Consider the following 14,412-nt stretch of genomic DNA (forward strand, 5'->3'; position numbering starts at 1 on the left):
CGTCAAGAACCCGGATGATCCTGAAACGTATAAAAAGGCCGTCAGCCGCATCCGCGAACTCGGCAAGCACGCTCAGGAACTGGGTATCGAAGTCTCCCTGGAAATGTACGAAGATACCTACATCGGCACCGCCGACGGCGCCGTGAAGTTCGTCAACGACGTCGACGTGCCGGCGGTCGGCATCAACGCCGACATCGGCAACCTCGTCCGCCTGCACCGGCCGGTCGAGCACTGGGCGTCGATGATCGACAAGCTCGTGCCCTACGCCAAGTACTGGCACGTCAAGAACTACATGCGCATCGAGGATCCGGCGCAAAACCTGATCTGTTCCTATCCGACCTCGCTCGCGCTGGGCATCATCAACTATCGCGTCGCGATCCAGAAGGCCCTCGCCCATGGCTACAAGAGCGCCTTCCTGTGCGAACACTACGGTGGCGACAGCCTCACCGTCTGTGCGATGAACCGCGACTATCTCCGCACTATCCTGCCACGGTAGAGGAAGAGCCTCTGAGAGAAAACCCAAAGTATTCAAACTTGCGAATACGAATACTTTATTCGGTTCTAATCGTTTTTTAGGAAAATTTCTAATGGCTACTGTTGCCGCCATCTATACGACTCAATCAATAATTGAGCCAATCAAAGCGTTGTTTCAAGAATTAATGCCAAGTCATCGCCTAGTCAACGTTCTTGACGACGGGATAATACCCGATGTTGTTAAATCGGGAAATATCGCCACATCAGATGTCAGGCGGCGCTTTTTTGATTACTGTCGAACAGGCGAAGAGTTAGGCGCTCAAGTAATTTTGAGTACATGTTCCTCGATGGGCGACCTTGTTGAACAAGTACAACCGTTCATAAATGTCCCCATCCTCAGAATCGATGAGCCGATGGCTTTTCAAGCAGTTGAGCTGGGTACGCACATCGCGGTGCTTGCAACAGCAGAAACGACACTCGCCCCAACAAATCGTCTTCTTCACTCCGCAGCAAAGAAGAAAGATAAGTCAATTGTAATTATAGAAAGCTTGGCGAAAGGCGCTCTTGCCGCCCTATCGAAGGGTAATACCGAAGAATACGAAAAAATATTATTAGCCACTGCGAAAAGCGTTGCCAAAGATGCAGATGTAATTATGCTGGCACAAGGCTCGATGGCACGAGTTCAAGATGAAATTGCCTTGGCTACAGGAAAGCCAGTCTTATCAAGCATCCTCAGTGGATTGCTTTCACTACGGAATTCGTTGGAAAACACTGTTTGAGTGCCATCGCTAATGGCTAAAATTTTACTTGGCAGTTACCTAATACGCTACTTGGATGGTGGCCAGAGTAAAAAATAGAAATTCGATAACTGACTATTTTTTCATCGTAATAACTGTCAGAATTCTGGAGAAATTGAATGAATAAACTATCTATTGCAATCGCGGGCGAGAATGCTTTGCCTTCCGCGTTCGTTGTTTTTCGTGGATTTGAAAAATCCATTCCGCGCGCAGCTGAACTTGGATATCAAGGTGTAGAACTTGCGCTGAAAAGCGTTTCCGAAATCAACTCGGACAAGATTGATGCGCTTCTTAGTAGCAACGGACTAGAGATTTCGTGTATTTCTACCGGCCAAGTATATGCTGATACGGGATTTATGTTTACGGACTCGGACCAAAGTCGGAGGAAGGTCTTAAAGAAAACATTTGAAGAATTTATTGATTTGGCTTCGCATTACGGTCGAATGGTAAATATCGGGAGAGTTCGAGGGAATCTAGTAGCGAATGACAACGGTGACTCAGAAAAGAACTTCATCGAATTAGCATATGAATTAGGTCAATACGCAGGAAAAAGAGATGTAACTCTTGTCGTAGAGCCAGTAAATAGGTATGAGCTAAATTTTGTTAACAGCGTAGAACAAGGAGCTTTGTTGATAAAGAAAATTGGACTATCGAACATAAAGCTCATGCCCGATGTTTTCCATATGAATATTGAAGATGTAACGATTGGAGGAGAACTTGAAAAAAATATAGAAGACATCGCGTATATTCACTTCGCTGACTCCAATCGCTATGCTCCAGGTTGGGGACATACGGATTTTGAAAGCATTCTTCGAAGCTTAAAAAGAGCATCCTATCAAGGCTGGTGCTCCGTAGAGATATTTCCAGTTCCAGATGCAGATGCTGCCGCTAGGCAAGCAGCGCTGTATTTGCTGCCGCTCATCAAGAAACATTTGAACGGGTGAGATGGAGATGATTCTGTCGTCTATAGCTTTACGGCGGCTTGAGGTTCTTACGTCGTATTGATTCTAAGAATTTAATCCGCCGCGCGAGCGGCGGATTTCTTAACTGTCGACGTCGGGTTCCTGTTCTTCTTTACTCTTCTCCACAACGTACTACGGCCTATACCTAATATTTCGCTGGCTTCCTTCAAAGAACCGTTTGTTTTTTTGTAAATAAATTCAATGTAGGTCTCTTCCAAATCCTCCAGTGTTTGCTCCCGAAAAAAAGCGGGTTGTGCTTCACCGTCAGCTTCCCAAGCCTCTTCGTTAAGTGTTTCAACGAAATCATTGACCTTTATATATTTATCTTCGCTTAATACTACTGCTCGTTCAATCATTCCTTGTAATTCGCGAACATTTCCCATAAAGGTATAGTTTTTTAAATATTTAATTGCATCATCCGTGATCGACATGTCGGTGTTCCTGTATCGCTTACCGAATTGTTTCACGAAATATTTACTCAGAAGTTCAATGTCGTTTTTTCTGTTGTTCAGCGACGGGATAAATAAGTTAAGTGTTGCGATCCGATAGTAGAGGTCACGTCGGAACTGTTTTTTCCTTACAAGGCTGAGCAAATCCCGGTTAGACGCGCAAATAATACGAACGTCTACCGGAATGAGTTTGCTGTCGCCTAAGCGCATTACTTGTTTTTCTTGCAGTACTCGTAACAAACGTCCCTGAAGTAGAAGCGGTAGCTCACTAATCTCGTCCAAGAAGATAGTTCCGCGATGCGCCATTTCGAACACTCCAGGCTTCCCTTTTTTGTTTGCACCTGAAAAAGACCCTTCTACATAGCCAAATAACTCACTTTCAATTAATGCCTCAGGTAGTGCCGCGCAATTAATCGCGACAAATGGTGACTTCTTTCGTGCGCTATCGTTGTGAATTCCTTGAGCGAAAAGCTCTTTTCCAACGCCTGAGGGGCCGTATATAAGAACGGATATATCGTAATTAGAAAATTTTTTTGCTTTACTTATACATTCTCTAATCTCATTACTTTTATGCACGATATCAGAGAATGTGTATTGTGCAATAAATCCTTTTTCGGCCAGTCGAATTCTAATTTTTTGTTCAATATTTTGAACCTCAGTAATATCTTGATAGGTAGCTACAGCTCCTTTTATTTCCCCATCGACAATTACTGGAACTTGGTTAGTCGCAATAATTGCCTTATTTGCTAAGGTTTGAACGTCCCCTATTTCCGCTCTCTCTGAGTCTAGAATACTTAGCAACTTGGTTTGCGGAATAACATCGGAGACACAACTCCCCAAAGCATCCAATTTATTTATGCCTGTCAATTTTTCAGCGGCATTATTAAAAACAGTAATATCACCACTGGAGTTGACCGCAACAATTCCATCGTGCACAGAATCAATAATAGTGGAAAACTGCTGCGCCATCTCTTTTTCGTGCATTGATGCACATAAAATTTCTTGTGCCTGTTGCAGCGCATTTTGCATTGCTTGTTGTCCAGATCTAACAAATACAAACCGACAATTATTTCTTGTCTCTATAACTCGCCCAACATTACCATCCCCGATGAATACACGGATACCTTTTGCGATTTGATGATCAACCTCAGGGACGATTTCATTCCGACTCTTAATCTCAAAACAGCTTGCATTAAACCCCATTATTCCTGCAATTATCCTCGCCCCGGCGATAACATTTGCATATCCGATGACGGCAACCTTATTGTCGCTGACGGCGTGCTTAACTTCATAAAAACTTTCAATAAGGTCATATGCAGTGACTTTTACTTCGACCACCGGAATCTCAAAGGTTGCTTTAATACGTTCGTAAATCCCCCCTCGGGAAATGAGTATTTTCGCACCACCGTCGATGGCCATTTGCGCCAGGTTATCTACATTTATTAGATCTCCCTCAACTACATCAATGTTTTTCCATTTCTTGTTTTCTACTAGCTCTCTGGTTATTTCAACCATTGAATTGAATGGAGCAATAACAACGATTTCTTTCATTTACTTCTCCGATCCATAAGTTTTCTCAATTATTCGGGAGAGTTTAAATTTCTCAAGTTTTATTTCTGCTGTTTTTTTTATCGGCCGTGGCGAACGGTGGTACGGAAAAATTGAGGTTGGGCCTATCGAGCAACTGCCGGTCTTGCGGAATACACGGAGGGCGATGGCTTCAAAACTAGAAATATTGGGGTGAGGCCTGCCGAGTCGCGACCGTGCTTATAGACCTGCCTCTAAAATTTTATATGTTACGAAGCTCCAGCACCATTAGGCTAAGATGTTATGGTATTGACAGTCTTTGTTATCCAAGCGGAACTAAGCATTCTTCTGTTCTAGAGTTCGGCTAACGGGGAGGCTATAGTGAATTGACCGCACGGTGTTCATGGTTTCCCGTGAGTGTCGGGGTTGTGGGAGGATCTCTTCCTGAGCTACGATTTTCGCGGCAAGCGCTATCGTGGTTAATTCTGGTCAGTTTATGATCGTGCAGGTAAGACGAGAGGTAATAGCTACGAGAGATGGTAGCTGTGTGAAGAAGGGAAAACGAAGATCGATGAAAGTCACCCGCTAGATCACGCGAATCTGGTTTGCTGCAAACACTGTAGTTTCTTGATCGCCCGGTGATAGGCCGGGCGATTTCCTTGTTTTCAGCCTTTGCGCTTCAACACTTTCTCGGCGTGGGCCGCGATGTTCGCCGCCGACAGGCCGTACTTGGCCAGCAGCTTCTCGTAGTCGCCAGACTCGGTGAAGGTATCATTGACGCCGACGACTTCCATCGGCACCGGGCAGCCCTGGCTCAGGACTTCGGCCACGGCGCTGCCGAGACCGCCGTAGACGTTGTGCTCCTCGGCGGTGACGATCGCGCCGGTTTCCTTGGCGCAGGCGATCAGCAGATCGCGGTCGATCGGCTTGATCGTGTGGATGTTCACCACCCGCGCCTTGATCCCCTTCGCCGCCAGCAGTTCGGCGGCTTCCAGGGCCTTGATCAGCATGTAGCCAGTGGCGACGAGGGTCAGGTCGTTGCCCTCGCGCAGCGTCACGCCCTTGCCGATCTCGAATTTGTAGGTGGCCTTGTCGAGCACTACGGGCACTTCGGCGCGGCTCAGGCGCAGGTAGACCGGGCCCTTGAATTCGGCCGCCGCGCGGGTCGCCAGTTCGGCTTCCACCGGGTCGGAGACTGAAATGACGGTCATGTTCGGCAGCGCGCGCATGAAGGCGATGTCGGCGATCGCGTGGTGGCTGGCGCCATCATAGGAATCGGACAGTCCGGCGTAGGTGCCGGCCAGCTTGACGTTGAGGCCGGTGTAGGCGATCAGGCTGCGCACCGGGTCGGCGGCGCGCAATACCATGAACGCGGCGAATGTGTTGGCGAAAGGAATCTTCCCCGCCGTGGCCAGGCCGGCAGCCATCGCCACCATGTTCGCCTCGGCGACGCCGACGTTGAAGTAGCGCTTGGGGAATTCCTTGCCGAAAACGATGCTCTTGCTCGAACTGCCGACGTCGGCGTCCAGCGCGACGATGTCCGGATTCTCGCGGCCCAGTTGCGCGAGCGTGTCGCCATAGACGTCACGAATGGCTTTCTTTACCGCGCTCATACATTCACCCCCAGTTCCTTCATTGCGTTTACATATTCATCCTTGCTGATTGGCTTGCCGTGCCAGGCGCTCTTGCCTTCCATGAAGGAGACGCCCTTGCCCTTGACCGTCTTGGCGACGATCACCGTTGGCTGGCCCTTGACCGTGGCGGCCAGATCGATGGCGTCGGAAACCGCCTCGACGCAGTGGCCGTCGATCGAAATCACGTTCCAGCCGAAAGCCTGCCACTTGGCGGCGATGTCGCCCATGGGCATGATTTCCTCGACGGTGCCGTCGAGCTGCACGCCGTTGTTGTCGATGATGACCAGCAGGTTGTCGGCGCCGAACTTGGCGGCGGACATCGCGGCTTCCCAGACGATGCCTTCCTGCAGTTCGCCGTCACCCATCAGCACGTAGGTGCGGAAGTCCTTGTTGTCGAGCCGGGCGGCCATCGCCATGCCGAGGCCGGCGGGCAGGCCAAGGCCGAGCGGACCGGTCGACAGTTCGACGCCGCAGGTTTTCTTGGCGCAGGGGTGGCCCTGCAGGTGGCTGTTCAGCTGGCGCAGGGTGGCGAGGTCGTCCTGCGGGAAGAAGCCGCGCTCGGACAGGATCTGGTAGAGCATCGGCGCGGCATGGCCCTTGCCGAGGATGAAGCGGTCGCGGTTCGGGTTCTTCGGATTCTTCGGATCGACACGCAGCTTCTCGAAATACAGCGTCGTCATGATTTCGGTCGAGGACAGCGAGCCGCCGGGGTGGCCGGTCTGGATGCTGTACAGGAGCTTGATCAGATCCTGCCGGAGCCGTAGGCACAGCCCTTCGAGGTAGTCCTTTCTTGCCTTGCTCAAACTCATTTGCTTCTCCTTGTCAGTCAAGATGCGGGTGCGAGAACACCCGCTCGCGCCTGTCGCCAGGGCGATGATTCGAAATGCGGGGTGATACGGAAAGCGGTGTCAGCTAATGTCGATAACGACCTTCATCACGCTCTCGGGGTTGTTGTCGATGTACGGATAGACCTCTTCGAGCTGGCGGATGCCGAAGTGGTCGCTGATCAGCGGGGCGGTGTTGATCGCCTTGCTGGTCATCAAGTCGATGGCTCGCTGGAAGTCTTCGCGCAGGTACATCATGATCCCGAGCATGTCGACCTCGCGGCGCTGGAACAGCGGCAGCTCGACCTCGACCGGTTCCTTGTAGTTGGCGACGATCACAAACTTCGACTCAATCTTTGCGCCGGACCTCGACCTTGGCCAGCCTCTCGTAGTACTTGATCAGGGCGCCGTGGTCGTTCTCGCCGCAGCCGTCGATCTTCAGCGCCTGCATGATTTCCATTACGCCGGCTGTCAGCGGCAGCGGTACGCCGACGTCGTGCGCCGTCTCCATGGCGTTGTTCAGGTCCTTGATGTGCAGGTTGATGCGGAAGCCCGGGTCGAACTTGCGGTCGATGATCAGCGGCGCCTTGGCGTTCATCACCGTGCTGCCGGCGAGGCCGCCCTTGATCGCGTTGAACACCAGTTCCGGATCGACGCCGGCCTTGGTCGCCAGGGTCATCGCTTCGGAGAGCGCGGCGATGTTCAGGGCGACGATCACTTGGTTGGCCAGCTTGGTGACATTGCCGGCGCCGATATCGCCGACGCGTACTGCCGAGGCGCCGACGCATTTGAGGATCGGCAGCGCTTCCTCGAAGGATTCGGCGTCGCCACCGACCATGATCGACAGGGTGGCGTCGATGGCCTTCGGCTCACCGCCGCTGACCGGCGCGTCGAGCATGCGGATGCCTTTTTCGGCCAGTGCCTTGGCGACTTCCTGTGCAGCGAGTGGAGAGATCGAACTCATGTCGACGACTAGTGCACCGGTGCGGGCGCCTTCGATGACCCCGTTCGCGCCGAGGGCGACCGTTTTCACCTGCGGCGAGTTGGGCAGCATGGTGATGATGATGTCGGTGACGGCGGCGACATCCTTCGGCGTGGCCGCGGACTTGGCGCCGAGGGCGACGACTTCGGCGACCGCGGCGGCGTTGATGTCGCAGACGGTCAGGTCGTAACCGGCCTTGATGAGGTTCTTGCTCATCGGCTTGCCCATGATGCCGAGTCCGATGAATCCGATTTTCTTGCTCATGTTCTGCTCCTTTTCCGTGGTTTCCGTTACAGGGAATAGCCGTATTCGCTGACCCAGCCCAGCGAGCCAGCGCTGTCCGGCGTAGGTACGTATTCAAGGCCGATGTAGCGGTCGTAGCCTGCGGCCATGAAGTCGTTTAGCAGCCAGCGATAGTTGATCTCACCTGTACCCGGCTGGTGGCGCCCCGGGTTGTCGGCGATCTGGATGTGGCTGATGCGAGACAAATTGGCGCGCAGGATTCCAGCCAACTCGCCTTCCATGCGTTGTGCATGGTAAACATCGTATTGAAGATAGATGTTGGGATGATCAACAACATTAATTAAATCTAATACTTCTTTTGTGGTGGTTAGCAAGAAATTGGGCATGTCATATGAATTCAAATGCTCAATCTCAAGTCGTACTCCTATCTTAGAAAACACCTCTGCGGCAAATCTAAGATTTTTTATCATGCATTGAAACTGAAGTTGCTCCGGGACATCAATAAGCTTTCTCCCGACGAGACAATTTATTTGGGGGACATTAAGTGCTTTGGCGTAATCAGCTGCTTTGTAAACATCTAGTCGAAACTCTTCTTGACGATCAGGGTTATTCGCAATGCCTCGTTCTCCTGCGGAGATATCACCGGCAGGCATATTGAATAGAATGAGATTCAAGTCATTATTGACTAATTCACGTTGCAACTCAGCAATTGAATAATCGTAAGGAAACATGAATTCAACCGCTTTAAAACCGCTTTCTGCTGCCGCTGAAAAGCGTTCCAGAAAAGGCAACTCCTGAAACATCATCGAGAGATTTGCAGAAAATTTGGGGTTGACTTCGATGGGGGGCATTTAATTTCTCCGTTGGTAACGAACTGCACAAAAAGCTTGGCTCTGGTTGTTAGAAAAATCTGACTTATTCACAGATGGGTAGATCGGAGTAATCGACGGTTTGAGAATCGATGGTTGACTGACAATGCATGCAAGCAATTGTTTTAATGAATACGCCGACAAGAAGACTGTGGCACCAAGCGGGGCAGGTGCCAGAGATAGGGCGGTTCTACCCGATGAGCTTTGGCCCTTAAAGACTGTTGAGTGTCGTAGAGCGCATGCTGCTCAAGTCCTTCGCTACACATCATTTCGGCCAAGGCGAGAAAGGTGCTGAATACACGGCCTACGAAACCTAGGCCATCCGAGTCCTTGTTCACATCCATCTGTCCTACTAATTCGCGCAGACTACCGCCACCACGCTCAAATTCTGCAGTTTGTTTGAAGAGCATTTTCCGACCGAACGCATCTTCACTGTCACGGAGATATTTTTGACGAACAACAGGTTTGTCATCTATGAATGCTTTTGAGTCGATTCGGCATTCAGCAGCGAACCTTCCTCTGTCGGGAGTCGGATGGGAGAGCGTCATCCTAGGATGCCTCAAGCCAAGCATAACAATCGGTAGTACTTTGGCATGTCGAAGGACGCTATAAGCGGTTGGTATAAAGCACCGCACCACTGAGGAATCTTTACCCCGTTTGGTTCCAGTATCGAATTGCTTTCTTTCGCTCGTGCCATCTTCAGCCAACTGCTTAATTGTTCGGTGCCTCTTAGGTGGTCCATTATTGAAATACCAGTCACATTCTTAATGAGTCAGCTAATAGCAAAATATGGACCATGTTATGTAATATGTGGCATATAAAGGAATAAATCGATTTTCAATGAAAAATATAAATGCCAGTATTTGTTTCATAGTGAGACTCTGCATTCATAAATGAAACGATTGAGATGAGTTTTGATACTCGTCTTGATAGATACTTGGCTTTGCAAAAACGACTATTCGAGTACATGCATCCCTTCGACTCTGTTCAAACGCACCACGCGATGGAGTGTGGCCTGTGTAATATGCCTATGGCAGGTATTTTTTAAGGTGCTGTGATGACAGGGCAATGGAATTGCGGGCTGCCACATCGGGTTACTAGTTATCTGCCGTATTCGTTGCGGTCAGGTAGCGCTCGATGCGGTGGTCGATTCCTTCCAGCTGCTTCTCAAGTTTGCCTCGGATAAACTTCTGGTCGTGGGCGTTGACCGTCTTCAACTTGCAACCGTAGATCGCAGCGACTGTGTTGAAGAATAAAACCAAGTTGACGGCGCAGCAGGATGAACTGGCAACAAACACTACGAATGCTTTGCCGGTTTTCGCGTGGGAAGTCCGAAATTATCTTGAAATGCGGAACAAGATGGCTCTTTAGCCACATCAGTCCCACTTTGCGTTGCGCTTCGCGCTGCATACAGCGGGGGGATGGAATGCGACTGAGATAGCCGTAGAGATAAGTCTTGAGGAGAGCTACATGTTGCTAGGACGGGAGCCCGGTTGCTGTTGCGAATACGCGGAATCCAAAATCGCTCAGATCCAGAGCGTCAACAAAAGACTCAACTCGGCTGACGGTGCTGTCTTCAGTGACCTAGTTATCAAGCGACTCGGGCTGCAACGTGATCTGACGCCGATCTTTGCCATCGATAAAATGCTTCATCGTGCACCTCCCATGCGTGCTTAGAACGTAGCCAAATGGGCGCGAAATTCGATTACGTTTTCACACCTCTTCGCCGACGACTTTGCCGTGAGTTGTCGCATGAATGACTGCTATACATCAGCTAATGGCCGTAGATCCCGTGACAGACTGTACGACCGGTGTGGGTCGGGTGTGTGAGTTCGCCGAATCGGAAAGCCGATCTTCAACGTGAATTCCACTCGAACGGCGGTTGACCGACGCATTGCCGCCCGAGTCAGGCCGGAGGCCCAAGGTCCGCAGTGGCCGACGACCGAGCCTCGGCCTCACCATTCGTTGGGAAGTGAAGTGTCGCCATCAAAGCCCGCGAAGGGCAGTCAGCGGCCGTAGTCCCGAACGTTGTACTCGAAGCGAGTATGGTTTTCTCTTTCGCTGCAGCGTCGTCGGCTCTGCTTCCAGCCCTAACAATGATGTTTGTGGCGAAGCGCTGGCAGCCATCGACGCTATCAGTTTGCACAGAAATCTTTCAAGCACTACGTTATTTGGCGGTGGGGTTTTCTGTCCGCGCCATCACGGACCAAGCGCAGCGCTCCGCGTATATCTCCGTGAGATCCTCCTTGGACATCGTTTTCAGCTCCTCGATGTCGGGATTGTCCGCCATGAATTCGAGCAGGCGACCCCTCGGGGTGTCCCGATAGCTGTCCATGATGAAGTCGAACAGGTCAAGCGGCGTCTCTGCCTTCCGGGTCGCTTTCATCTCCACGCCGAAGAAGGTATCAGGATGCCGCCTGTAGGCGGCCAATTCCTCGGGCGTCAGCGGAACGGTCCCGATCACGGCCTCTCCGTTGTCCAGGTAGTGGGCGACATACGCCTTGGATTCCAGCTCGTTGACTGTTGCCGAGGTTAGCTTGCCGGGCCTCTCCACGCCCTTGGAATCGGGGACGAGATAAGTCTCCCCGATGATTAGCCGCTGGGTTTGGCCGGCGAAGGCCAGCTCGGGCGGCGTGCCGTCGAAGGTTGTCGGAATTTCCGAATGGACTCGCAGGGACTTTAGCAGCTGATGCATGTCCGCGTGCTCCTTACGAGATTGATGAGCCGCCCTAAGGCTCGGGTAGGCGGTGTCGAGCTTGAACCCCGGAATTTGGAAGCCCTCGGCCAGAATCGCCGTCTGAACATGCTTGTCCTCGAGAGCGAGGTCATGTGGCCGATTGGTGACGAACAGATAGGCCGGCGGAAGCGGCTTGCCGTTCGGATGTCGGCCCTCGAAGCTCCGCAGGTCGGCCAAGGCTTTCGAGAATCTCTCGGGCATCACGCCGTCGCTGGCAACTTTGACGTCGAGGTAGCCGATGCCGATGAAGATGATGCGAGGATGCTTGGCTGACTTCTTCAACGCTCTTTGCAACAGCCGGCCTAGACGAAAGCGTTCGTTCTCGTCGGTCACCTTCTTCTGCTTGGCCTCCACTGAATACTTCTTGCCGGATTTCCTGCAAGTCGCAGTGAATTCGACGTGGGTCGAGCCGCGGTCGTCTTCGTTCTCGAATTCGAGGTCGAATCCGGCGCGAATCAACGAGCCGGCGACGAAAATCTCATAGCGGGCTCCGAGGAACATTTCCGGATCCTTAAGCCGGCGCAACAGCTTCTGTTGCAGCTCCGCGTTGTGCTCCAACGAATAAAGGTCGTAGGCCAGCCGGAAATAAGCGTCGGTCGCTCCCGTAATCGGAGCGCTGGCCACCTTGCCCGGCTCCTTAATGGTTTCCTTTTGCAGACGGCAAACGTGGTCATACCAGACCAAAATCGGATGGCGTTGTTCGAGTGGCTTTGCCAGCTCGGCGTTTCCCCATTCCGGCGTCAGCGTTGAGCGGATGTAATCCCCGAGGAAGTCAGGGACTGTCTTCCACTTGTCCGACCACATCAGCCGTTTGCCGATGGCCACGAAACGGGTGCCGTTAAGTTCAGTGGTAATGATGGCACGGCCGAAGCCCTGCTGTTGCTCCCTTTGCTTCTCCTGCGCTTTTGCGCGTTCCAAAAGAAGGCGGCCGGTTTCCTCCAATTCCTTCGGAGCCCGCCGCAGTGGGGGAGCATTGGAGGGTGCCCCGTGGCATCGCTTGAATTTCTTTCCGCTGCCGCAAGGACAGGGATCGTTTCTACCGATCTTCTTTTTGCCGGGCTTCACGTTCAAGTGAACCGAGCTAAAGGGAATACGGCTCTATCGGCTTGAAGACGCCGGTCTTCGACATCTCACGGCGCAATTCGAACCTGGAGAACGCCTCGACGGGATCCAGACAGGCGAGGTTGCCGAAGTCGATGGAGCGCCATTTGCTCCGCGGGATTATGGCCGAGTAGAGATATGCGTCCCCGACCTTGCCTGTCGCCTTGTCCGACCTCTGCGAATACGCGGACAGGACGACGGTCTCGACCGCCGGAGAAACCGCGAACGCTTCCCCGGCGATCCGAAAGCCGACGGCGTGGACGTGCCGCATGTAAAGCTTCTGGACCTGCGTCGGACCTATCTCCTTGACCGACAGCTTGAAGCCCCGCTGGGGAACGGCCGCGGTCTTGTCGGGCATGTCCTCGATTTCCGGAAGATCAACGTCGACGGCCAGCGTCCCCGGAGTTGGCATTTCAAACGCGACGAGCGTCTCCTGCGGCCAGGCGATGTCCTGCAGGACCGTCTCGAACCACTCATCCATGGCCTTGGCGTCCCCGGCGTTCAGCCGGTCCAGGAATTCCCTTTCCCTCTTCTGGCCCTCGTCGTGCTCACGCTTGCGTTGCTCCCAGGCCAGAACTTCCGCCTCGTGCTTCTCGCGGGCGTTTCTGTTCTCCTCCTTCACCTTGGTGACGCACGACTTGAAGAATTTGCAGAAGAAGCCCGGGACCTTGTCGGCCGGAGCGCAGGGCCTGGGTTCGACGTACGCCTTGGGCTCGAAGACATGCGCGACGGGAGGCGAGGCGTATTCGTGGATTATGCCGAGTGCCTCGATCTGGCCGTTGATCTCGTCGCACTTGCCCTGGATGAGTGCCTTGATTTTGTCGCCCTGCTGTTTCTTGGCCGCCTCAATCAAATGCTCGGGGATGGAGTTGCCGTTCGCGTCCTTGAAAGTCAGCGCGCCGTCGTCGGCGATGGACACGGTGATTTCGACCTGCGTCGTTCCCGACTTTGCGGCCCGCGGAGCGAGATCGGTGCCGCCTGAAAGCCTCTGCCGCGCATACAGCCCGGTTCCCGGGATGCCGGAGTTGAGATAGGTCCCTCGGCGACCAATGCCGACGGACGCTCCTCGGGGACCCAGCGACCAGCTCACACCGCTGCCGCTGAGGTTCATCCGGAGGCCCGGGGCCAGCTTGATTGATCTACGGAAACGAAGAGCCATGGCTATGCCGGCCGCAAGGAGATGATGCGAGCAATTTTGTCACAGTGTCGCTCTCGACGGACGACGTTTTTTTGTCGCCAGCCTTGAGAAGTGTTGTATGAGCGGCCGCAGAAGAGTGGCCGGAAATCATTGATGCAAGCGTGCCTGCTACGACGTTTGACCGGTATATTGCAGACGTACTTCCGGTGGTACGCCAGCGGCAGCAATGGCCGAAAAGTTCTAATTCAATCCGCACATTCTACGGCAGTTCCACTTTAAAACCTGTCGCCGGCAAGTCGAGACGACGAATGTCTCGTCAGGGTCGGGGGTTTTGAGTTCGCTGGAATCGCCTTATGCTGCATGCCAATGAGATCTTTCAGGGCCATTGGTCACAACCACCGGGTCACCCGGTGATCCGGAAACTACACGCAACTTACGCATTCTGCAGATTGATGTCGCACCGGTTGATCCGGATGCCTGGTTTTTGTTACCCCTATGCAACCTGGGCACAGAGGGTTGTCGTCGATTATGCGAAGAATCTACTAGCTTCAGAATTCTCTGGGCACAAACATGGCACTATTAACCCGGCCCTTAAATAAGATGTTTGTTGTATGATTTCCGCATGGAAAAGGTTGATGCGCGTAAGCTGGGTTATGAGGGGCGAGATACGCTGCG

Annotated in this window: 13 protein-coding genes; 3 read left to right on the forward strand and 10 right to left on the reverse strand. The window is 52.6% G+C overall.

Translation table 11 applies throughout. The features are described 5' to 3' along the window. The 3 genes from BO74_RS19360 to BO74_RS19370 all read left to right on the forward strand — a co-directional run. Positions 1–496, forward strand: a 496-nt coding sequence (locus BO74_RS19360; RefSeq protein WP_496444775.1) for a sugar phosphate isomerase/epimerase family protein, incomplete at its 5' end; no start/stop codon positions are given. 91 nt (positions 497–587) lie between these two features. Continuing rightward, positions 588–1,253 carry an aspartate/glutamate racemase family protein gene (locus tag BO74_RS19365; RefSeq protein ID WP_496444776.1) on the forward strand — a complete coding sequence of 222 codons (666 nt, stop codon included), beginning with the start codon at positions 588–590 and terminating at the stop codon, positions 1,251–1,253. Between the two features lie 137 nt (positions 1,254–1,390). Beyond that, entirely contained in the window at positions 1,391–2,215 is an 825-nt protein-coding gene (locus BO74_RS19370) for a TIM barrel protein (protein WP_496444777.1), read from the forward strand. A 71-nt stretch (positions 2,216–2,286) separates the two neighbouring features. Here BO74_RS19370 and BO74_RS19375 read toward each other — a convergent pair whose 3' ends face one another. The 10 genes from BO74_RS19375 to BO74_RS19420 form a co-directional block, all read right to left on the reverse strand. Further along, positions 2,287–4,233: a sigma 54-interacting transcriptional regulator gene (locus BO74_RS19375; RefSeq protein WP_496444778.1), complete on the reverse strand. Its 1,947-nt coding sequence runs from the start codon at positions 4,231–4,233 to the stop codon at positions 2,287–2,289. 641 nt (positions 4,234–4,874) lie between these two features. Continuing rightward, a complete protein-coding gene (locus BO74_RS19380) occupies positions 4,875–5,822 on the reverse strand; it encodes a transketolase family protein (protein ID WP_496444779.1) in 948 nt (315 codons plus the stop codon). Then, entirely contained in the window at positions 5,819–6,652 is an 834-nt protein-coding gene (locus BO74_RS19385; RefSeq protein WP_496444780.1) for a transketolase, read from the reverse strand. The genes BO74_RS19380 and BO74_RS19385 overlap by 4 nt, the downstream gene beginning before the upstream one ends. Before the next feature lie 99 nt (positions 6,653–6,751). After that, positions 6,752–7,006, reverse strand: a complete 255-nt coding sequence (locus BO74_RS19390) for a hypothetical protein (protein ID WP_496444781.1) — start codon at positions 7,004–7,006, stop codon at positions 6,752–6,754. A gap of 10 nt (positions 7,007–7,016) precedes the next feature. After that, positions 7,017–8,006, reverse strand: coding sequence for a 2-hydroxy-3-oxopropionate reductase (gene garR, locus BO74_RS19395; protein WP_496444787.1), 990 nt, complete (start codon positions 8,004–8,006; stop codon positions 7,017–7,019). Continuing rightward, complete coding sequence (locus tag BO74_RS19400; protein WP_496444782.1) at positions 7,940–8,743, reverse strand: hydroxypyruvate isomerase family protein; 804 nt, start codon at positions 8,741–8,743, stop codon at positions 7,940–7,942. Before BO74_RS19400 ends, garR begins: the two co-directional genes overlap by 67 nt. 143 nt (positions 8,744–8,886) lie before the next feature. Continuing rightward, positions 8,887–9,309, reverse strand: coding sequence for a hypothetical protein (locus tag BO74_RS19405; protein WP_496444783.1), 423 nt, complete (start codon positions 9,307–9,309; stop codon positions 8,887–8,889). Positions 9,310–9,858: 549 nt separating this feature from the next. Next, positions 9,859–10,059, reverse strand: coding sequence for a hypothetical protein (locus BO74_RS19410; protein ID WP_496444784.1), 201 nt, complete (start codon positions 10,057–10,059; stop codon positions 9,859–9,861). A gap of 869 nt (positions 10,060–10,928) precedes the next feature. Beyond that, a complete protein-coding gene (locus tag BO74_RS19415; RefSeq protein ID WP_496444789.1) occupies positions 10,929–12,563 on the reverse strand; it encodes a YecA family protein in 1,635 nt (544 codons plus the stop codon). 16 nt (positions 12,564–12,579) lie between these two features. Then, positions 12,580–13,758: a DUF4236 domain-containing protein gene (locus tag BO74_RS19420; protein ID WP_496444785.1), complete on the reverse strand. Its 1,179-nt coding sequence runs from the start codon at positions 13,756–13,758 to the stop codon at positions 12,580–12,582. Between the last annotated feature and the right edge of the window lie 654 nt (positions 13,759–14,412).

The organism is Propionivibrio pelophilus DSM 12018, from assembly GCF_059569095.1.